This window comes from Paenibacillus sp. CAU 1782 (assembly GCF_054551715.1).
The window spans coordinates 72111-93799 of record NZ_JBTOLL010000008.1 but is presented as its reverse complement, the minus strand read 5'-3'; the positions used below and the strand labels follow the sequence as shown (position 1 = coordinate 93799).

Here is a 21689-nt window from a genome sequence, read left to right as displayed (position 1 = left end):
GTATAATGATTATTCACACATCCATTTCATGTATGGGGAGGCGCTCTCGTGATTTCCATTGCCCGTACAAAAGCGGCATTTTTGAAAGCGCTCTATCGTAATCTGAGAATCAAGCAGAAGCTTTTCCTGCTGTTCTTTTTTGTCATGATTCTTGTTTGCTCCTGCTTTATGATCGTGCTGCAATACGTTTATCGCGTCTATGACGAGGAAATCCATTCGCAAGCCGCGCAATCGTTGTCCGTCACCTCTTTTGGCATCGAAAACGAGCTGATCAAGCTGGAGAATCTCACGTTCCGTCTGGCGACCGACGCTACCCTGCAATCGTATTTGAGCAGCATAAAAGACGGCAATACGGAATATGAGCAGTTCGTCACAACGCGCGATATAAAAGAAAGGCTGATGGCGCTGGGCGGCTCGGAGAAATACGTGTTGTCCATGCAGCTTGTCGATACCCATGATCATGAATACGGCACCGGGGTCCGCCCGATCAATACGCCGATTGAAAAAATAGAAGCGGTCAGCGCGCTTGCCGAAAAGCGGCAAGGAGGCAACATCTGGGCGCTTCCCGATCAAGGCGACAACTCCCTTATCGCCGCCAGGGAAATCCGCTCCTACTTCTCCCATGTCAACATCGATCTTGAACGGCTGGGCTTTATAATGACCCGAGTTCATCTCGACAGACTGATCGCCGACTACTCCCGCGGCCTCGACAACAAGGATGTCCAGCTCATCATTATGAGCGGCGACGAAATGATTTATCCGCGCTCCTTTCCGGAGGTATTTGCCGGTATTCGCGACAAACTCCCTGAAGCGCAGGGTTATACGACCATCGAGCTGCAGCGCAACAAATATTTTGCAACCCATCTTCCCTCCAACTATAGCAACTGGACCTATGTGATCATTTCGCCCTACGACTCTATCTTTTACGCCATCAACAACGTCAAACATTTTGTTTTGCTGATCATGATCGCAATCGTGGCGTTGACTCTTCTGTTGTCCATCTCGTTTGCCCGCAGCATCACCCGTCCGATCGAAAGTCTGAATTCCAAAATGAAGCGGGTTCAAATGGGCGATTTCGCCAATCTGGAGTCCGACCGCGAGCTTCCGCTCTTCAGCGACGAGGCAGGGCAGATGCACCGTAATTTCCGGATAATGCTGGATCGGATCAATGAGCTGATCAATGAAAATTTCAAGAAACAAATCGCCATCAAGGATTCCGAGTTCAAAGCGCTTCAAGCCCAGATAAACCCCCATTTTCTGTACAATACGCTGGAATCGATCAACTGGCTGGCCAAAATGGCCGGACAGCAGCGCATTTCCATCATGGTGGAATCACTGGGCTACCTGCTTCGAAACTCCATCAGCAACAAGCAGGCGTTAACAACGATTCAGGATGAATTGTCTACCGTTGAGCATTACATTACCATTCAGGGCTTCCGGTTTCAGGACAGATTATCCTTCTCCAGCGACGTCCCGGCCCATCTGCTGCAATGTTCGCTGCCGCGCATGTCGCTGCAGCCCCTTGTCGAAAACGCGATCAAGCATGGATTGGAAAATATGCTGGAGACTTGTGTCATTACGATCACCGCAGAGCAGACCGGAAATGAAGTCACGCTGTCCGTTACCGACAACGGCCCGGGCTTTCCCGCCCACAGCAGCATGCAATGGCAGGAGGCGACAAGGGACGGCGGCAGAGCGGCTGAACCTGTTTTTGCGCAAGAAGCAGAACACGACAGTTCCCGATCAACAGGGCTTCCCGGCTTCCAAGGAGCAAGAACAGCCGGAAAACAAGAGAGCAAAACCGGCGGAATTGGCCTTCGCAACATTCATGAACGGATCAGGCTGCTGTTCGGCCAGCCCTATGGATTGACATTGAAACGCGAGAAAAGCCTTACCTCTGTGCTTATCCATATTCCATACCGGAAGGAGATGGAGCATCATGTACAACGTGCTGCTGGTGGATGACGAACCTATTATTCTGGAGGGGATCTCCAGCATTATCGATTGGGGCCGCCACGGCACCACGCTGGCGGGAACCGCACGCAACGGCATCGAAGCCGCCCGCTTTATACAAGAGCATGAGCCGGATATTGTCATCACCGACATTCGGATGCCGGGCATGGACGGCCTTCAGCTCATCGAAAAGGTAAAGCAGGAACGTCCCGGCATTGTTTTTATATTGCTCTCCGGCTTTAGCGAATTTGAATACGCCCGCGGAGCCATGCGGCACGGAGTCGCGCATTATCTGGTCAAGCCTTGCAATGAAAACGCCATTTCCTCGGCGCTTGAGGAAATTGTCGAGGAGCTGGACAAACGGAATGCGCGAAAGGCATTTATGGATCGGCTGCAGCATGAATGCGCCGCGATGCTGCCTCATGCCAAGGAGCAGCTGCTCAAAGAGATGGTAACCAACAAAACCTACGGCCCGCGCGATTGGGATTCTTTTACCCGCCTGTTCCGCATTCCCCTCACTTCAAGCAAAGTCAGGCTGGTGCTGTTTCAACTGGAAGGCAGTTTTGAATACGAGCATCTGTTCGCCGTCAAAAATATTGCGGAAGATGTGTTGGACAAAGGAACGCTGCTGCTCGGCACAACAATCGGCGAACGCGTGCTGCTGCTCGTAACAGAGCCGCCAAGCGAAGCCGAGCTGCTGGAGAAGGTGGAAAAAACAAGAGAAATTTTTCTGGGTTACTACCGGATCGACATGACGATTTCGCTCAGCGAAGCCGGCGACATGACAGATGCCCGCAAGCTGTACCACGATACGCTGGAATGTCTGGCACACCGGTTCTATCTTGGAGAAGGCAGCCTTATTACAAGCCGGGACGTGGTACGCAGTCCCCGTTCCGCGGAAATCGACCTGGAGAGCGAAGCGGAGCGCATTCTGCTGCTCGTAAAGGCAGGCAGACAGCAGGAGGTCAAAGCCGGCATCCGGCAATGGTTTGATACTTTGTCCGAGGCAAGGCTGGATATTGCCGTAACCCAGTCCTATGTCATTCCATTTTATTTGTCGATCATCCGACTGGCCGTTCCCGGGGAGGTTGGCGCCTATATGAAACGTCTGACGCTGCTGGAGAAGCTGGATACGCTGCCGGCGCTGCACGAGCTGGTAGATGCCGCCGCAGACAACATAACCCGGAACTACTATGAATCAAATCTGAAGCAGCATTCCGCCGTCATTCATAAAGTGCTGGATATTATCCAGTCCAATCTCGGCAATCCGCAATTGACGCTGAATTGGGTGGCCAAAGAAATGCTTTATATGAACGCGGATTATTTGGGCAAGCTGTTCAAAAAGGAATTGGGGCTCAAATTTTCCGGTTACGTTGTCAATCTCCGGCTTGAAGCGGCCGTTAAGTTGATGAACGAAAGCGACGACATCAAGGTTTTTGAGGTAGCCGATCGTCTGGGCTATGGCGATAATCCGCAATATTTCAGCCAAGTGTTCAAAAAATACATGGGCTGCGCTCCTTCGGAATACAAGCGGGTTCCGCAATTGACCGGCCATGAGGAAGGGGGCCGGGTATGAGCCGCCGCAAACCGGAGAAGGCGCTGCTCCTCCTTCTGCTGCTTCTGTTCACAACGACCTCCTGTTCTCTTTCGGGAAGCGCCATTATCAGCGGCAATGGACATTCACAGCAATTATCGCTCCGCGAGCCCGTTACGCTGAGACTTGCCTGGTGGGGCGGCCAACCCCGGCATGAATATACGCTGAAGGTTATCGAGCTTTATGAACGGAAGAATCCCCATGTCAAAATCGAACCGGAGTACGCAAGCTGGGATGATTACTGGCGTCGCCTGGCTCCGCAGGCAGCCGGGAACGAGCTTCCCGACATCATTCAGATGGATTTGAATTATATTGCCCAATACAGCTCAAAAGGCCAACTCGCCGATTTGACGCCGTATATCGGCAGCATTCTGGATACCTCCTTTATTAACGAAGCAGTCCTTCAAGGTGGGGAAATGTCCGGCAAGCTGTTCGGCTTCAGCCTGGGCGTCAACGCGCTTCAAATCAACTATGACCCCGTACTGCTGAAGCAGGCAACCGGCCTCGCGGAGCTCCCCGACAACTGGACATGGGAGGATTACAGCAGACTTGGCGCTGCCGCCGCGAAAAAAGGGATCTATTTTGAAACCGGCCTGACGCCCGAGGTGTATTTCGGCTATTATCTCCGCACGCACGGCAAATCCTTGTATAGCAAGGACGGCAGATCCCTTGGGTATGATGATGACAAATTGTTCGAGGATTATTTCTCCCGCACGATTTCGTTGATGCTTCAGGGCGGATCGCCTCCGCCGGAGAAGATGCTCATGATTACCGGCATTGATGCCGATCCCGTTGTAACCGGCGATGCCATCAGCATCTGGCATTGGTCCAACCAATATATCGGACTGCAGCAAACAGCGGATCGCCAGCTCAGCATCCACCATCCGCCCGGACCAGGCGTAAACGAAGGCATGTTCCTGAAACCAAGCATGTTTTTTTCGATTTCCGCCAATTCTGCCCGCAAGGAGGAAGCGACGCGATTTATTAACTTCTTCGTCAATGACCTGGAGGCCAACAAGCTGATTAACGCGGAACGCGGCGTCCCCGTCTCCGCCCTCGTCAAGGAGGAGCTGACGCCTTATTTAAGTCCGGACCAGCAAAAGGTGTTCTCCTACATCTCCTGGGCGGAGCAGCACAGCAGTCCCATTGACGCAATTGATCCTCCAGGGGCTGCGGAGGTCATCGAGCTGTTCCGGGAAATCAACGAAAGAATGAAGTTCCGCGAGCTCGAACCGGCTGACGCCGCCCGTCTGTTCCGCAAGGAGGCTACATTGATTCTTTCCCGAAATTAAAACGGCGCACGCCCTCGGGCGATCCATATACCGAAATCGAGGGAGGATCAGTAAGACGGCTGTTGATCGGCAAGACAATCCATATCCACGTCCACGGCCTCCACCGCATATGTCCCATCTTTCGCCACCGCGCGCTGACTTCAGCGCGCGGTGTTTCGTTATTGCGCACACCTCTGATTTTTGAACATTTCCCACTGTTCTCTGAATTCAAGCGCTTCGCTCGCGATGGCATAATGAAATCAGAAAGTGGCTTTATACAAAAAAGGAGGTTGAACACGTGAAACAAAAAAAATCGTTTTTGCTCATGCTGTCGCTAATCCTCGTCTTTTCTCTGGTGGCGGCCTGCTCCTCGGGCAGCAGCGGCAACCCGGAAACCAGCCCAACAAACGCGCCGGCATCCAGCACGCCGGAGGCCAGCGGGGACAACGGCGGCGAACCGGAGCCGGTTACGCTCCGCATCGCATGGTGGGGCAGCCAGGGACGCCATGACTACACGCAAGAGGTTATCAAGCAATACCAGGAAAAAAATAAACATGTCACCATCGAAGCCGAATTCGCAAACTGGGACGAGTACTGGCAGCGCCTTGCAACCCAAGCCGCTTCCAATACATTGCCGGACATCATCCAGATGGACCTCTCTGTCATTACCCAATACTCGGAGCGCGGCCAGTTGCTTGATTTGCAGCCGTATTTGGACAACGGCACAATCAACACCGACAACATTTCCGATACCGTATTATCCGGCGGCGTTGTCGACGGCAAGCTGTATGGCCTGAGCCTTGGCGCCAATGCGCTTGGCCTGCCTTACAACCCTGAAATTTTGGCGGCTGCCGGCGTAGAGCTTCCTTCAAAAGACTGGACTTACGATGATTTGGAGAAGCTTGCCGGCGATTTGCAAGCGAAGGGCTATTTCCTTAGCGGCCCGCCAAACAGCGAAGAGTTTTTCCACTATTTCCTGCGGACGAAGGGCAGTACGCTGTTTGCAGCCGATGGAACCGGTCTTGGTTATGAAGACGATGCATTGTTCGGCGAATATTTCGGACGTCTCCAGCGCATTTATGACGCCGGAGCCATCCAGCCTCTGGATCAAGCCTCGCTTATCACAAGCTGGGAAGAAGGCGCGGTAGCCAAAGGAACCGCATTTGCCGACTTCCTGTGGTCGAACCAATATGTAGGTTTGGCTGCTGCTGCGCAGAAGGAGCTGGACATCCATCCTCTGCCGGGACCTGGCAGCAAAGAAGGCCTGTTCATGAAACCAAGCATGTTCTTCTCCGTCACCAACAACACCAAAGCAGCGGATGAAGCCGCTCGTTTCCTGGACTTTTTCACCAATGATCTGGAAGCCAACAAGCTGATCAAGGGCGAACGCGGCGTACCGATTTCCTCCGCCGTCCAAGAGGCGCTTCGTCCAGAGCTAAGCGAAATTCAGAACAAAATGTTTGATTATGTGGCATGGGCAAGCGAAAACAGCACGCCGATCAGCGCTCCGCCACCAATCGGTGCAGCGGAAGTATATTCCACTCTGAAGGAAACCGTCGAAGCGTTGTTCTACAAGCAATACAGCCTCGAAGAGGCGGCATCCATCTTCCGTCAGGAAGCGGAAGCCATCCTGGCACGGAATCAGTAAGGCCTTCCGCAGCGGGAGCGACTTCACCCGCTCGCAATCAGTAAGGCCCTACGCAGCGGAAGCGACTTCACCCGCTCACAATCAGTAAGGCCATCGGAAGCGGCGGCGGCCACGGCATGTAGCCGCCGCCCCCATCATGAAAACGGGGATGAAACTTATGAAAGCTAACCGGTTACTGGACAACAATAATGTTGTCGGCTATTTTTTCCTGATGCCGTTCCTGATCGGCTTCCTTCTCTTTACCTTGTACCCTATTCTGGCATCCTTCTACTTTTCGTTTACGCAATATAACCTGCTCTCTCCTCCCGCCTGGATCGGGCTGGACAATTATTCACGGATGTTAAACGATCCGCGACTGGAAAACTCGCTGAAGGTTACATTTACTTATGTATTTGCATCTGTTCCGTTCCGTCTTGCGTTCGCTCTGTTCGTCGCCATGCTGCTGAATGCGGCGGCCAAGGGCATCGGCCTTTATCGTACTGCCTATTATTTGCCGTCCATTATCGGCGGCAGCGTCGCCGTCGCGATTATGTGGAAACAAATCTTTGGCGACAAAGGCGCGCTCAACTCCCTGCTTAACTCGATCGGCATTGAATCCAGCACCTCCTGGATATCGCATCCTTCAACCGCTTTATATGCGCTGGTTGGATTATCCGTCTGGCAATTCGGCTCCTCTATGCTTATTTTTCTGGCGGGGCTCAAAAATATACCTTCAACCTATTATGAAGCCGCCGGCGTTGACGGCGCAGGGCCGATCAGGCGCTTCTTCAGCATTACGCTGCCGCTGCTAAGCCCTATCATCTTTTTCAATCTGATTATGCAGACGATCGCCGCGTTTATGACCTTTACGCCTGCATTCGTCATCTCCAACGGCCAAGGCGGGCCGCTGGGCAAAACGATGCTGTATTCGCTCTATTTGTTCAAACGCGCGTTTGAGTTTTTTGATATGGGTTACGCTTCGGCCATGGCCTGGTTTATCCTGATCATCATTACGATCATGACGGGTCTGCTGTTCTTCAGCTCCCGCTTCTGGGTCCACTACGAATCGAAAGGGGATCGGTGACAATGAAACCCACTGCAAAAACAAATGCGGCAGCCTCTCCCCTGACGGCACAGGATTTGGTCATCCGGCACGGGAAGCGAAGGAAGATGCTGCGAGGACTGGTTTACCACCTCAGCGTCGGCTTGCTCGCCTTTGCTATGCTTTATCCCGTCTTATGGATGTTCGCCAGCTCGTTTAAAAGCAATCAGGATATTTTTCAAAACTCCCATATCTTGATTCCTCAAGTATGGCAGTTTGAGAACTACACCAGCGGCTGGGCCGGCTTCGGCGGCATCACGTTTGCGACCTTTTTCAAAAATTCGTTTATTATCGCTATCGTTTCCACCATCGGCGCCGTAGCTTCCTCCGCCATGGTTGCGTATGCTTTTGCCCGAATTCCATTCCGCTTTAAGGGGTTCTGGTTTGGCTGCATGATGATGACCATGATGCTTCCCGGCGATGTAACGATTATTCCGCAATATGTCATGTTTAACAGCCTGGACTGGATTTCGACCTTCAAGCCGATTATTGTGCCCGCCTTTTTTGGCGCTCCGTTCTTTATCTTCCTGATCATTCAGTTTATCCGGACGATACCAAGCGAGATGGACGAAGCGGCCAAAATCGACGGGTGCAGCAAGTTCGGCATATTCTACCGGATTATCGTTCCGCTCATTATTCCCGCCATGACGACGGCGGCAATCTTCTCCTTTTACTGGAGATGGGATGATTTTCTTGGGCCGCTGCTTTATTTGAACAAACCTGCTATGTATCCGGTGTCGCTGGCGTTAAAATTGTTCCTGGATTCGCAATCTTATTCGGAATGGGGCTCCATGTTTGCGATGTCCTGCTTGTCGCTTGTGCCCGTTCTGTTGATTTTCTTCCTGTTTCAACGTTATATTGTAGAGGGAATAAGCACAAGCGGACTTAAAGGCTAATGAATGAACGCTTATTCGGAAGCATTCAGACGAAAACGGACAATAGTAATAAGTATGGCAAAGGAGAATCTGACATTATGCCCCCTCTTATTTATGATGAGCAAGAGATCAAGCAAGCGATCGATCGTGTTGTCAAACGAACTTTTCGTATGGACCTGACCTGGGATTGGCCTGCCGGCGTCGCTTTCTATGGCGTAGCCCGTGCTTATGAAGCGACCGGCAACAAGGAATACATCGAGCTGCTTCAAGGCTGGGTGGATGAAAATCTGGAGGACGGCTTGCCCGATTTGTCCGTCAACCGGGTTTCGATCGGCCATTGTCTGATTACGCTTTACCAGGCGACCGGGGAAGAGAAATATCTCTCCATCGCCAGCGAAATGGCGGAATATTTGAAGAACGAAGCCGTTCGTTTCGGCGACGGCATCTTCCAGCATACGGTTGGTTCCGGCGCAAACGACTTCCCTGAGCAAGCTTGGGTCGATACGATGATGATGGCCGGTTATTTTCTGCTGAGAATGGCCAAGCTGCTGGACCGCGAGGATTATTATTGGGACGGCCTCCGGCAATACCACGGCCATGAGGACCTGCTGCAGGACCCTGCCACGGATCTGTATTATCATGGATGGGACAATATCAACCGCAATCATATGTCAGGCGTGTTCTGGTGCCGCGGCAATTCCTGGGCCGCCTATACGATGGCCAAATCATTTCCGTATGTCAAAGTTCAGCATCCCGCTTTTATGATCATCGAAGGTTCGCTGCGCGATCAGCTCAGCGCGCTGGTCCGCCTCCAGCATGAATCCGGCTTGTGGCATACCGTGTTAACCGACGATACCTCTTATCTGGAGACATCAGGATCTGCGGGAATCGCCGCTGCGTTGCTGACCCGGGGACGGATCTACAACAAATACGTGAACAAAAGCATTACCGGCATCCTGTCGCAAATCCGCGAGGATGGCGCGGTCATGGGCGTTTCCGCCGGAACCGCCGTGATGGATGATGCGGACGGCTACCGCAACACCTCCAGCAAACGCATCCAGGGCTGGGGCCAAGGTCTTGCCCTCGCCTTCCTGGCGGAGATTCTGGAACGCCATGATTGGTAAAAGATTTTAACCCGCGCGCATAAGTCGGAGAGATGCGTTCGCGTTTTTTAACTCGCACGCATAAGTCGGAGAGATGCGTTCGCGTTTCTTAACTCGCACGCATAAGTCAGAGAGATGCGTTCGCGTTTTTTAACTCGCACACATAAGTTGGAGTGAAGCGTTCGCGTTTCTGCCCAGCTTCGTATTATCAGGTCAACCAGAAATTCTGGTTGGCCTTTTATTTCTTGCTAGCCTTTTATTTCTGGTTAGCCTTTTTTGTGTCAATACTTATCAATACTGTACAAAATGAGAATCCAAAGGACTTTAATGTTATTGAGCACACTCCCACTTGGCGGTGATTGTATCACAAGTCGGCAATGATCTACTGCTGCTCGAACAGTTTGAGGGGATTAGACTAGGGGACAAACAATGAGCTAGCGGAAACTAGACAGGCTGTTAATCGGGGAGCTAACCGAATCTCGACAGGCTGCTAATCAGGGAGCTAACCGAATCTCGACAGGCTGTTAATCAGGGGGCTAACCGAATCTCGACAGGCTGTTAATCAGGGAGCTAACCGAATCTCGACAGGCTGTTAATCAGGGAGCTAACCGAATCTCGACAGGCTGCTCACCAAAAGACTAATCGAGGTTAGACAAGGTGCCATCCAAGGAGCTAGGGACTAGACAATCTATTAGGCTGAGGACTAACCGAACTCGAAAGGCTGCTCAGTAAAAGACTAATCGCGGGCAGACAAGGTGCCATCCAAGGAGTTGGGGGACTAGACGATCTATTTGGCTGAGGACTAACCGAAATTCGACGGGCTGATCACCAAAAGGCTAATCGAGGTTAGGCATGAGGCTAACGCTAACGGTCAGATTTGACCGTTAGAACTAAAAAAACTGCAATCTCTGTTTTTAACGGCCATTTTTGTCCGTTAGCACCAGAAATAAGCCAATAATCGCATCATATTGGGTTGTAACGGACATACATGGCCGTTACAAAACTCAAATGCCTCAGATTTGGCCTTTAATGGACATTTATGTCCACTAGAGCAGGTGATGCGGGCTTGTCATGTAACAAAGTCATATAGGAATCATATGACTACCTGAAGAGCAGGGCATCATTCGTCTCCTCCCCCCTAGTTGATCAGCTACCTAAAAACAGTCACACCAGCAAAGTACTGTCTGAAATTAGCTACCTTGGAACGTGTGCTTTAAAACGAGCTACCTTGAAAGTAGCTACCTTGGAACGTGTGCTTTAAAACGAGCTACCTTGAAATTAGCTACCTTGGAACGTGTGCTTTAAAACGAGCTACCTTGAAATTAGCTACCTTGGAACGTGTGCCTTAAAACGAGCTACTTTGAAAGAGCTACCTTGGAACGTGTGCTTTAAAACGAGCTACCTTGAAAGTAGCTACCTTGGAACGTGTGCTTTAAAACGAGCTACCTTGAAATTAGCTACCTTGGAACATGTGCCTTAAAACGAGCTACTTTGAAAGAGCTACCTTGGAACGTGTGCCTTAAAACGAGCTACCTTGAAATTAGCTACCTTGGAACGTGTGCCTTAAAACGAGCTACTTTGAAAGAGCTACCTTGGAACGTGTGCCTTAAAACGAGCTACCTTGAAATTAGCTACCTTGAACCCTTGAACCGGTCGCATTGACATAACCTCGAGCCACCTTGATATAAACTGCCTGCAATCCAGGATGTGAATTTTGTCACAAATTAGCCATTGTCTTTTTTGGAAGGATGATTTATTATAGTGACATAAGCTTGTGAAACAAATCACATTAGCGCGATTGGTTGTGAATTAATTCTCATATCGGTCTGCAGAAATGGGTATGCTTCAAACATATCCCGCGTGTCTCAAGGAACCGCAGCCGACATGCTTGTAAACATGTAGAGCCTATAAAACAAACCTGGGAGGTAATACCTGATGAAACCACTTAACATTGCTGTGATCGGATGCACCCATGCTGGAACTGCCGCTATTGTAAATATGGCTAAATTATATCCCGAAGCCGTCATTACCGTGTTCGAACGAAACGATAATATTTCCTTCCTGTCGTGCGGCATCGCCCTTCATGTCGGCGGCGTAGTCCAAAGAGCCGAGGAATTGTTCTACTCCTCGCCAACACAGCTCGCTGAGCTTGGCGTAACCACTCTGATGCGGCACGATGTATTGTCGGTGGATACGGATGCCAAGACGCTGCGCGCCCGCAACCTGGAAACCGGCGAAGAGTTCCAGCATCATTTTGACAAACTGGTTGTCACTACTGGCTCGTGGCCGATCATTCCAAAAATGGACGGCATCAATCTTGATAACATCATGTTGTGCAAAAACTACAATCACGCTCAAGCCATCATCGAAAAAGCGAAGGATGCCCGCCGCATCGCCGTCGTAGGCGCAGGGTATATCGGCATCGAGCTGGTGGAAGCTTTTGAAATGCTGGGTAAGGAAGTTACTCTTATTGATAATATGGACCGCGTCCTGTACAAATATTTGGACAAAGAATTTACAGATGTTACCGAGCAGGATTTGCTGGAAAAAGGGGTTGAGCTTGCGCTTGGCCAAACGGTTCAGTCGTTTGCAGGAGATGCCAAAGGCAAGGTAGCAACTGTGGTGACCAACAAGGGCCAATATGAGGCGGACATGGTTGTGCTCTGCATCGGCTTCCGTCCAAACACTGAGCTGCTGAAGAGTCAAGTGGATATGCTTCCGAACGGAGCGATCATGGTGGATGAGTACATGCGCACAAGCAAGGCGGATGTGTTCGCAGCCGGCGACAGCTGCGCGGTTCATTACAATCCAACCGGCGAACATGCCTACATCCCGCTTGCGACCAATGCGGTTCGCATGGGAACACTGGTTGCCCGCAACCTGCTTCAGCCAACCGTGAAATACCTGGGTACGCAAGCGACATCGGGTATCAAAATTTACGACTATAATATCGCATCGACAGGTTTGACCGAAACGGCTGCCCTTGCCGCAGGCTTGAATGTGAAAAATGTTACAATCGAGGATAACTACCGCCCTGAATTTATGCCAACTTACGAAAAGGTAACGCTGAAGGTGGTTTACATGGCCGACACAGGCGTCATCGTAGGCGCACAAGTGATGTCGAAGGCGGATTTGACGCAAAGCATCAACACGATGTCGGTTTGCATCCAGAACAAGATGACAATGGATGAGCTCGCTTTTGTCGACTTCTTCTTCCAGCCGCATTACAACAAACCTTGGAACCTGCTCAACCAAGCAGGCTTGCAGGCAGAGGTGCAACAAGCGGAGAACCTGCAAACCGTCTAAAACGCTAGTTCGAGCAGTCCGATTTTTCGAGCGAGGGGATAGGCCTATGCTAAGCCTAAGAATAACTCAATAACATAGGCCTATTGCTAAGCCTGGGATGGCTCACTGCGCCACAAGCAACCACATCACCCGCAGGTTGGCGCCCGTAGCTTCGGATTCCGCGCAGAAGAGAAGGTCAAGATGGGGCACGAAATCGTTGACGATGTAGTCTGTCAGCAGCTGATTTCGTTGTCCCGTCTTTTTTATGCTTATAAAAGAACCCTTATACCGTTCTCGGACTCCAGTCCCCGATTTGGATCGATCCTGCTTGACGTCTGCATCGCGCGGTGGAATGCCTAAAGCGATCGTAGGCGGAGTTTTGGACAACTCGGCATAAACCTGCTCGCCGATGCCGTTCTTGACAAGATGCAGATCCGGCGCCAGTTCCAGCACCGCCTCCAGATTAATGGCTTCGCTGTCCGTCCATTCGCATAACAGCTGATAGAATAACATGCTTTGCTAACGCAGATTCAACTCTGCCCTTGAAAATCTGCCTCTAAAAACAGCGCCGCCGCTCATCAACTTCCCTAATCCGAAAGCGCGATTGAGAATGATTTTTATTTAGCTCATTTTACAGCAGGACGCTCTTTCCTTCAATAATGCGATTGTGCGGCAAATCTGGCAAAAATGGTAGCCGACCACCACTCTTTCTATTAAAATAGAGTTAGGAATGGGGCTATTTTCCTAAATCAGGACACAAGAGGTGTAGTAATTTTGGCAATTATCGACGTAGTCAAATATGACGGTTCGCCGGATGTATATGCATGGAAACATCCCGACGAAGAGCTTGGCACTTGGACCCAGCTTATCGTCAATCAAACGCAGGAAGCTATTTTGTTCAAGGACGGCAAAGCGCTGGACAGCTTTGGCCCGGGACGCCATACGTTGAGTACGGCCAATATTCCTATATTAAACCATCTCATTAACCTGCCTTTTGGCGGAAAATCTCCTTTTGCCGCCGAAGTGTGGTATGTCAATAAAATAAGCGTATTAAATATTAAATGGGGGACGAGCTCCCCGATTCAAATCAAGGACGCCAAATTCAACATTATGGTGCCTGTCCGTGCTTTCGGCCAATTCGGCCTGACGATCGAGGACAGCCGGCGATTTCTGCTGAAACTGGTGGGCACGCTGCCCCAATTTACGCGCGAGGCGCTCACCCAGCATTTGCGCGCCGTGGTCATCATGACCATCACGGAAGTGCTGACCGCATACCTGCTGCAAAAAGGAATCAGCGCGCTGGAGATCAACGCGTTTGTCGGCGAGATTTCGCGGCATGCCGAAGCCCGCATTAGCGAAGCGCTCAAAGAATTTGGCATCAAGCTTCATCATTTCTACTTCGAAAACATTAATGTGCCCGAGGACGATCCTTCCATCGAAAAGCTTCGCAGCGTGCTGAACAAGCGGATGGAAATGGATCTGGTCGGCTTCAACTATCAGCAGCAGCGTTCCCTTGACGTGCTGGAAGGAGCGGCAAAAAACAGCGGCAGCACAGCCCCTCTTTTCATGGGCGCGCAATTAGGAGGCGCTCTTGGCGGCGCGTTCGGCAACGGGATATCGCAGTTGTCCGGCGCGATGGAGACAGCGGCTGCCTGTCCGCATTGCAACGCGCAGGTAACGGCATCCGCACTATTTTGCAGCGCCTGCGGGAAAACAACGCAACCTCCGTCAAAGGCTGCCGCTCCGGCGGCAAAAACGCATCACTGCGATAAATGCGGAGAAGCGCTTTCGGAAAACGCCAAGTTTTGCGCAAAATGCGGCGATCGATATCATGCATGTCCATCTTGCGGCGCCGATGTTGCGGAGGATAGCGCGAACTGCCATGAATGCGGGACGGCACTGCCCAAGCCTTGCACTGTATGTAAGGAGCCGATTCCCGGCAACGCGAAGTTTTGCCATTTATGCGGCGCAAGCCAGGCGACGGGAGGACAATAAAGCATGTCCAATTACAAAAAAAGCGCTGTGGCTGTCACGCTGATTTATGTCGCCACGGTTGCTTTAACCGCCGTTCTTTTCCTGGTCTTCAGCCCGCTTTTGGCCTGGAACGGACAGACCGCACTGGCCTTTGGCTCGCTGCTTCTTGCCGAAACCGCATTATGGCTATGCGTCTCCGGTATAATCCAAAAAGCGGGCGCGGATCATTCCGTCCCAGCCAATGCGGCTTTGCTGACCGCATTGGCCGGTTATGCGGCGCTTTCGGTTGTATTGGCCTTTTTCACATTTCTACCGTTTTGGGCCTATGCCTTGATTCATGCCATCGCGGCTCTTCTGACTTTTGTGTTGTTCTGCCTCCTGTTTCTCTCCAGAAAAAAAATAACCGGAGGTATCGCCCATGACGCGGAACGAACGGCGAATTGGAGCAGCATTATTGCATCGGCTAAAAACGCCCAAGCCAAGCTCCAGTATTGGGAGCCTCAAAAAAGGGAGCTTCTTAGGAAGGAGCTGGACGAGCTTGTGGATATCATCCAATATAGCGACCCCACAACCCTTCCCGCAGTGGCGGAAATGGAGTACAGCCTGCAGCTGGACTTGCAGCTTGTAGCCCAAATGCTGGATGCCAATCGGGAGCAGCAGCCGCAAAGCGGGGGCATAAGAGATTTGCATCAAAAAATCACCGAGGCGCAAAACGGGGTTAAGCTTCGGAATATCCAGCTTGCTGCCGGAAAATCGTAAGGACGGAAAGGAAAACGCCATGAGTAATTTTGTAAGGTATATTCTGTTGACGCTAGGGTTGTTCTGCCTGTGCCTGGCAACCTTGATCGGCGTAGCCGCCCTGTCTATCATTGTCGACGGGACCAGCGCAGGCACCGTGGCGGCAGACGCGAGCGGCGCTACCGCATCGGTTGTCGTCGTCCTTGTAATGGCCGTTCCCGTTTTTTTCATTTCTTGGCTGGGCCGCTATCTGCTGCAAAAAGCAAGAAACGGCAAACCCGAAGCCAGCACCGGAGCGAAATTCGGGAGTATTTTTTTACTGCTGGTCGGTATCATCATTGGTTTGACGGGTATATCACTAGTAGTTGCCTTGTTGACTGTCGAGGGTACGGATAGCGAGCTTGCCACATCTTCAGCTATAGAATGGATCGGCATTATGGCCGTGGCGACTTTCTTTGTTTCACCGTCCGGCGCTGCAATCTGGCTTAGCCTGTCCATCATGAAAACTCGCAGGACCAGCGGCGGTGCAACACGCAAAAAAGCGCCCGCGCCTACCAAGGTTCCGTCTTCGTCTTCGCAATACCGGATGATTGGCGGCGAACGGGAGCCTATTCTGCACCGTCCGGAAAAAGTCCCGCCTCCCTCTCCACCGCCCAAAAGTCCAGCTGCGCCGTCCAGGCCGGAAACATACACCTGCAACGGCTGCGGAGCAAAAACAACAACTTTGGCCGGGGAAGACGCCATCTGCGATTATTGCGGCACCGCTTTACGGAATTAGCGATTATTGCGGCACGGCTTTACGGAATTAGCGATTATCGGACCGCTTCGTTATAGCTTCAAATAATAAATCGCCAGTTGGGTCCGGTCCCGCAACGAAAGCTTGCCCAAAATTTCGGAAATATAGTTTTTGACCGTGCCTTCGCTCAGATATAATGTCTGGGCGATTTCTTTGTTGGAAAGGCCTTCCGAAACTTTCCGCACGATTCCCTGCTCTGCTTTCGTCAAGCCAAGCCGTTCGAGCTGGGCGTCCTTCTGATCCGGCGAATGAGCTTCATGATTGAGCCAACCTGCCATTTTCCGGGCTATTTTGGGATCGATGAGCATATGTCCCTTGGCCACGGTTCTTATGGCGTCAATGATGACCTGGGGCGGCGTATTTTTGAGCAAATATCCGTTTGCCCCCCGTTTAATCGCTTCTACGATGTAATCGTCATCATCAAAGGTGGTCAGAATCAACACGCCGATTGAAGGGAACACTCCCTTGATCAGGCCGGTTCCCATCACGCCGTCGCATTCCGGCATACGGACATCCATTAAAACAATATCGACCGCCCCTCGCTCCTGCAGAAATTCCAGCGCTTCATACCCATTGGAACAAACGCCGGCTACCTCAAGCCCCTCCTGCATGCCCAGGATCATCGCCAGGCTTTCTCTTATATAGGAATCGTCATCTACAATCAGCAGCGAAATCAATGTTATCAGCTCCTTGGTTCCTTCAGCTTTCCTGTCTCCGATGCGGCAAATAGGTCGTCACTTTAAACGGTTCCGACGTTTGCACCTCGATACGTCCGCCATGTCGGCGCGCCCGCTCCTCCATTCCGGCAAATCCCATGCCGTTATTCCGCTTGTCGGTTGCCGCCATGGCCTTGCCGTTGTTGGATACCGAAAACACAATCGCATCCTTGGCAAAATGAAGGCCAACCGCAATTTTGGTTGCCCCGCCGTGACGAACGGCATTGGTCATCGCTTCCTGAGCGTTGCGGTACAACGTAAGCTCCTCGCTTGGATACAGCGGGTACGGCTGTCCTTGAATTTGCAGCGTAACATCGATGCCGGAGCTATCGGCAAATTCCGTGATAAGCCGATCCAGCGAATAACGCTGCGTCTCCTCCGGCGCCGGTTGCAGCCTATGCACCGTCGTGCGCAGCGTTTCCATCCCTTCGGCAAGCTGATCACGGATTTGGGCAACCAGTTTGCCTGCTCCTCCGGGATTTGCATCATACATATGAACCAGCGCTTCCGACATCATTTTGACCCGGATCAGCCGATGTCCCAATTCGTCATGAATATCCCGCGCAATCCGGTTCCGCTCATTGGCTTGCGCCAGATGCTCCAGCTGCTTGGCGTCAATCCCCATGCGGCGTTTCGCCTCGGCCAATTCATAATGCTTGCTTCGCAGCTCATCATAAACAATCTCCAGCGTTTCATTCTGCTTCTGGATTCGTTCCAGCGTATAGCCCAGCAGAAGCGTTACGCTAAACATAATATGCAGCGCAAACTGATACATAGGATCAAGGAAATAGGTTAGCCGGATCAACGTCAAATAGCTTAGCAGCAGCAGTGGCGCGCGGACGAGCATGTTTCTGCCCCCCCCATCCAGCAATGAGATCAACACGGAAAAGAGCCATAAATGAATGACATCCCCGTAGGCCAAGCCAGCAATCAGAATAAGGGCCAGCTCAACAGGGACCAGCAGGAACTCCATTCGGTGCGGCAATTTCCCCCTGGCTTGAACCATCAGCAGCATTGCAAAAAAATAAACGAAAAACAGGGCATCCTGTATCATTCCGGAATGAAAAAAGGTGTACATAAACGGTAATATAATAAATAGATAACGCAGCAATGTAATCGTGCCGGCCATCAACACGCCTCCTCCAATACCGTTCAAAACCAATCCCAGTATAGAGGAAATCAGGCAATAAGGGTAGCATGCAAGGCCTCTTATGACGTAAAAATGACTTTTGTCATGTCGAAAATGACGGATTCAACCTGTTTTTCGAAGCGCGGTCGACTATAATTCAATCATCAAGCAACGGGAGTGAAAAAACGATGGCACTAATACAAATCAAAGATGCAGTCAAACGGTATGGCAGCTTGCTTTCCGTCGACCATCTCAATCTGGACATTCACGAGGGTGAAATTTTTGGCCTGCTGGGCCCTAACGGAGCTGGCAAAAGCACAACCATACATATGCTGAGCGGACTTCTTCCCATCGATAAAGGCGACATTACGGTCCAAGGCGTTTCGGTCGCTTCCGATCCGCTAAAGGTCAAAGGAATGTTGGGCTTGGTCCCGCAGGATCTGGCTATCTATGAGGAATTGACCGCTATCGAAAATGTAACCTTTTTTGCCCGCCTGTACGGCTTAAAAGGAAAGCTGCTTCAGGAACGAGTTAAAGAGGCGCTTGCTTTTGTCGGGCTGTCGGACCGAAGCAAGGATAAGCCCGGTTCCTTCTCCGGCGGGATGAAAAGAAGGCTTAATATCGCATGCGCCATCACCCACCGTCCTAAAGTAATCATTATGGACGAACCGACGGTCGGCATTGATCCCCAATCCCGAAACCACATCCTGGAATCCGTCAAGGAGCTTAATCGGCTTGGTTCAACCATCATCTATACCTCCCATTACATGGAGGAGGTTGAAGCGATCGGAACGCGAGTTGGCGTTATCGACAAGGGCCGCCTCATTGCATGCGGCACCAAAGCCGAGTTGGTCGAAAGGGTCAGTGATGAAGAAAAGCTGGTCATTGAGGCTGAAGGCTTAACAGAGGAAGCGCTTGGCGAGCTTGAGCTTCATCCCAAGGTCAACAAGCTCTCCCGGACCGGCTCCAGGCTGGAGCTGTACATGGGTTCCTCCCATGCCTATCTGCAAGACGTTTTATTTATTTTGACCAAGCATCAAATCAAACTTCAATCGATAACGCGCGTCGAACCGGATCTGGAATCGCTGTTCCTGTCCTTGACCGGGAAAACGCTGAGGGATTAGGAGAATGAAAATGCTGGCGATGATCTATTACGACTTGTTGCAAATGTTCCGCTCCAAGCAAATCTGGTTCACCCTGTTTGCGCTCCCGATCTCGCTCATCTTTATTTTGGGTGCGGCGCTTGCGAATGATTTTGAAGGGCAAAACAAAGATATTGACGATCCCAATCTGACTGTGTACATAGGGGAAAATAACCCAATGGGGGAAACGCTTCGCGCTTTCCTGTCGGATGACAGCTTGCCGCTGAACGTAACCTCGGCCAAAAGTGAAGCTGAAGTACGAGAATCCCTCCAATCCAAAAAAGCGGATTTCGGCATCATCCTTCCATCCCAGGGGGCTGAGCTTGGGGACGGCGCGAGCTCGTCCAAGCTCCAAACCCTTTTAGGCAAAAACAGCGCTCAAAATATTGTTGCTCAATCCGTGCTGCAGCAGTTTGTTGACGGAGTGAATGTACATGCCGCTATTCAACAAATGGAAGCCGCTCTCGGGGCAGACGGCGGGCAAGCGGCGCAAGAAACCGCCAACAGCGGGAGTGTCCCTGCGGCAGCAGTCCGCTCGGGGCATATCGTCGAGACCTCCCTCACTTCCAGCCTGGGCCAGTTTCGAGCGGTTGAATATTACACGGCTGCCATGATGGTTATGTTTCTTATGTATTCCGGCATGATGGCGGGTGTTGGCATATTGAAGGAAAAAGCCAGCAATACGCTGTCGCGCATCAATGCAATGCCGGTTTCCGGCCTCAATTTTCTGCTGGCCAAAATCGGTTCAACCCTGGTTATAACGGCCATTCAAGTTATGGTTGTGCTGGCCGTCAGCCGTATTTTCTACGATGTCACATTTGGCGGACAATGGCATCAGGTTGCCCTGTTATGCCTGCTGATGTCGTTGTTCAGCATCGCGTTATCCATTTTACTGGCGCTAATGATGCGCAGTGCCAAATCGATGCAGACGATTTTTCATTGCATTATCGTCTTAATGACGTTTCTAAGCGGCGGATTTATTGCAGGGGTAGGCGGCATCATCACCGACATTGCCAAATTTACGCCGGCCTACTGGGCTAAGGATGGCATGCTTGAATTGGTGCTTCAAGGCTCCTATGCAGGCATCGGCACCCACTACTCGTTGCTCGCCGTCATGGCTTTGATTCTGATTGCCGCCATGGCCGTCATCTACAAAAAGGAGGGCTTCCGATGAAGATTTTCCTCATTGCCTATCAGATATTGCGAAGAACCTTGACGACCAAAAAAGGGTTTCTCATGTATATTCTGCTGCCTTCCTTGCTTATTGCAGGCATTGTCAGCTTGTTCGGCAATTCCGTCCAAGCCCCGTTCCCGGTTGCTTATGTCAATTTGGACCAGGGTCGGCTCGGCGCCGATTTGATTGATCAAGTCAATACGCACTCCCTCTTTCAAGCTTTCCCCGAAAAGGATTCCGACGCCGTCAGACAGGCAGTCCGCAAGCGCGACACTGATACCGGCATCATCATTCCGGCTGATTTTACAGAAAAGCTGGAGTCCGGCCAAGGAGGAGAAGTAGAGATTTACCAGGTTCATAAAAATGAAAGGAGCTATAGTCTTCGTTATTTCGTCGAACAGAAGGTCGAAGTGCTCCAGCAGTTGAGTCTGTGGTCGCTTGGCTCAGGCGGGAACAACTCTGCGGAGCAACTGGATGAAGTCATCAAGCAGCAGTTGGAATCGCCTTACCTGACGGTTGCCGAAGATACGGGGAAGCAGTCGCTGGACAACACAACCTTAACGCTGATGTGCGGTTTTACGCTCCTGTTTATGATGGGTTTGATGAACAGCTCCGTATCCACCATTATGGAGGATCGCGAAAACAATATTACTAGCCGGATTTTTGCCGCCCCTGTCCGAAAGGTCCACATCTTTGCCGGTAATCTGCTGGGCATTTTCATTGTAGGAAGCCTCCAGATGCTCGCCATTTTGCTGGCCACCCGTTATGTGTTCGGCTTTGATTACGACATTCCGTTTTACGCCCATTTCATCGTGCTTGAGCTATTCCTGCTGGCCACCATGGGAATCGCAAGCGCAGCGGCGGGGCTGGTAAAAAACTTGACCAGCCTGAACATGGTGCATACCTTGATTCTGACGCCTACCTGCATGATTGGCGGCTGCTTCTGGCCAAGGGAGATCATGCCCGACTTCCTGCAGAAAGCAGGCAATTTTGTTCCCCAAAGCTGGACGATCGACGCTATTATGGAGCTGACGACCGGCGCAAACTTGCTGGATATTTGGCCTAAATTGGCCGTTCTGCTGCTGATGGCAGCCGTTCTGCTTGGCTTTGGGTCCGTTATTCTCCAGCCTTCCAAAACAGCATAACGTATCCATGTCCAGCCTCTGCGGGCTGAACCGGAAACGCCCGGCATAATGAAGCTGAATCAGCT

The 21689-nt window shown here is 51.3% G+C and carries 17 protein-coding genes; 14 read left to right on the top strand and 3 right to left on the bottom strand.

The genetic code is table 11. The annotated features are described in order from the left end of the window. Positions 1 to 48: 48 nt before the first annotated feature. The 8 genes from ACX93W_RS17310 (at position 49) to ACX93W_RS17275 (ending at position 12831) form a co-directional block, all read left to right on the top strand. Complete coding sequence (locus ACX93W_RS17310; protein ID WP_459393626.1) at positions 49 to 1965, top strand: sensor histidine kinase; 1917 nt, start codon at positions 49 to 51, stop codon at positions 1963 to 1965. Beyond that, a complete protein-coding gene (locus tag ACX93W_RS17305) occupies positions 1940 to 3529 on the top strand; it encodes a response regulator transcription factor (RefSeq protein ID WP_459393625.1) in 1590 nt (529 codons plus the stop codon). Before ACX93W_RS17310 ends, ACX93W_RS17305 begins: the two co-directional genes overlap by 26 nt. Next, entirely contained in the window at positions 3526 to 4839 is a 1314-nt protein-coding gene (locus tag ACX93W_RS17300) for an ABC transporter substrate-binding protein (RefSeq protein WP_459393624.1), read from the top strand. The genes ACX93W_RS17305 and ACX93W_RS17300 overlap by 4 nt, the downstream gene beginning before the upstream one ends. Before the next feature lie 277 nt (positions 4840 to 5116). After that, the gene (locus ACX93W_RS17295; RefSeq protein WP_459393623.1) at positions 5117 to 6466 is read left to right on the top strand and encodes an ABC transporter substrate-binding protein; all 1350 of its coding nucleotides are present in this window, start codon (positions 5117 to 5119) and stop codon (positions 6464 to 6466) included. Between the two features lie 133 nt (positions 6467 to 6599). Beyond that, positions 6600 to 7529, top strand: a complete 930-nt coding sequence (locus ACX93W_RS17290) for a carbohydrate ABC transporter permease (RefSeq protein ID WP_459393719.1) — start codon at positions 6600 to 6602, stop codon at positions 7527 to 7529. A gap of 86 nt (positions 7530 to 7615) precedes the next feature. Further along, positions 7616 to 8443, top strand: coding sequence for a carbohydrate ABC transporter permease (locus ACX93W_RS17285; protein WP_459393718.1), 828 nt, complete (start codon positions 7616 to 7618; stop codon positions 8441 to 8443). 77 nt (positions 8444 to 8520) lie between these two features. Further along, on the top strand, positions 8521 to 9546 hold the full coding sequence (locus ACX93W_RS17280) for a glycoside hydrolase family 88/105 protein (RefSeq protein ID WP_459393622.1): 1026 nt from the start codon (positions 8521 to 8523) through the stop codon (positions 9544 to 9546). A gap of 1914 nt (positions 9547 to 11460) precedes the next feature. Continuing rightward, entirely contained in the window at positions 11461 to 12831 is a 1371-nt protein-coding gene (locus ACX93W_RS17275; protein WP_459393621.1) for an FAD-dependent oxidoreductase, read from the top strand. A 102-nt stretch (positions 12832 to 12933) separates the two neighbouring features. Here the strand turns inward: ACX93W_RS17275 and ACX93W_RS17270 are convergent, their stop codons facing one another. Then, a complete protein-coding gene (locus tag ACX93W_RS17270) occupies positions 12934 to 13323 on the bottom strand; it encodes a hypothetical protein (protein ID WP_459393620.1) in 390 nt (129 codons plus the stop codon). A 261-nt stretch (positions 13324 to 13584) separates the two neighbouring features. Here ACX93W_RS17270 and ACX93W_RS17265 point away from each other — a divergent pair, with 261 nt between their 5' ends. The 3 genes from ACX93W_RS17265 to ACX93W_RS17255 are packed head-to-tail and all read left to right on the top strand — an operon-like array spanning position 13585 to position 16300. Next, the gene (locus tag ACX93W_RS17265; protein ID WP_459393619.1) at positions 13585 to 14805 is read left to right on the top strand and encodes an SPFH domain-containing protein; all 1221 of its coding nucleotides are present in this window, start codon (positions 13585 to 13587) and stop codon (positions 14803 to 14805) included. A 3-nt stretch (positions 14806 to 14808) separates the two neighbouring features. Next, positions 14809 to 15543: a hypothetical protein gene (locus ACX93W_RS17260; RefSeq protein WP_459393618.1), complete on the top strand. Its 735-nt coding sequence runs from the start codon at positions 14809 to 14811 to the stop codon at positions 15541 to 15543. Positions 15544 to 15562: 19 nt separating this feature from the next. Next, positions 15563 to 16300, top strand: a complete 738-nt coding sequence (locus tag ACX93W_RS17255; protein ID WP_459393617.1) for a hypothetical protein — start codon at positions 15563 to 15565, stop codon at positions 16298 to 16300. A 50-nt stretch (positions 16301 to 16350) separates the two neighbouring features. On the opposite strand, the gene ACX93W_RS17250 is transcribed toward ACX93W_RS17255, so the two are convergent. Then, positions 16351 to 16995 carry a response regulator gene (locus ACX93W_RS17250; protein ID WP_459393616.1) on the bottom strand — a complete coding sequence of 215 codons (645 nt, stop codon included), beginning with the start codon at positions 16993 to 16995 and terminating at the stop codon, positions 16351 to 16353. A gap of 22 nt (positions 16996 to 17017) precedes the next feature. Continuing rightward, on the bottom strand, positions 17018 to 18163 hold the full coding sequence (locus ACX93W_RS17245; protein WP_459393615.1) for a sensor histidine kinase: 1146 nt from the start codon (positions 18161 to 18163) through the stop codon (positions 17018 to 17020). Between the two features lie 188 nt (positions 18164 to 18351). On the opposite strand from ACX93W_RS17245, the gene ACX93W_RS17240 reads away from it, so the two are divergent. From ACX93W_RS17240 to ACX93W_RS17230, 3 genes are read left to right on the top strand one after another with little or no spacing between them, the layout of a single operon-like run. Further along, positions 18352 to 19287, top strand: coding sequence for an ABC transporter ATP-binding protein (locus ACX93W_RS17240; RefSeq protein WP_459393614.1), 936 nt, complete (start codon positions 18352 to 18354; stop codon positions 19285 to 19287). Positions 19288 to 19297: 10 nt separating this feature from the next. Then, the gene (locus tag ACX93W_RS17235; protein ID WP_459393613.1) at positions 19298 to 20479 is read left to right on the top strand and encodes an ABC transporter permease; all 1182 of its coding nucleotides are present in this window, start codon (positions 19298 to 19300) and stop codon (positions 20477 to 20479) included. Then, on the top strand, positions 20476 to 21624 hold the full coding sequence (locus ACX93W_RS17230) for an ABC transporter permease (RefSeq protein WP_459393612.1): 1149 nt from the start codon (positions 20476 to 20478) through the stop codon (positions 21622 to 21624). Before ACX93W_RS17235 ends, ACX93W_RS17230 begins: the two co-directional genes overlap by 4 nt. The last annotated feature ends 65 nt before the right edge of the window (positions 21625 to 21689 follow it).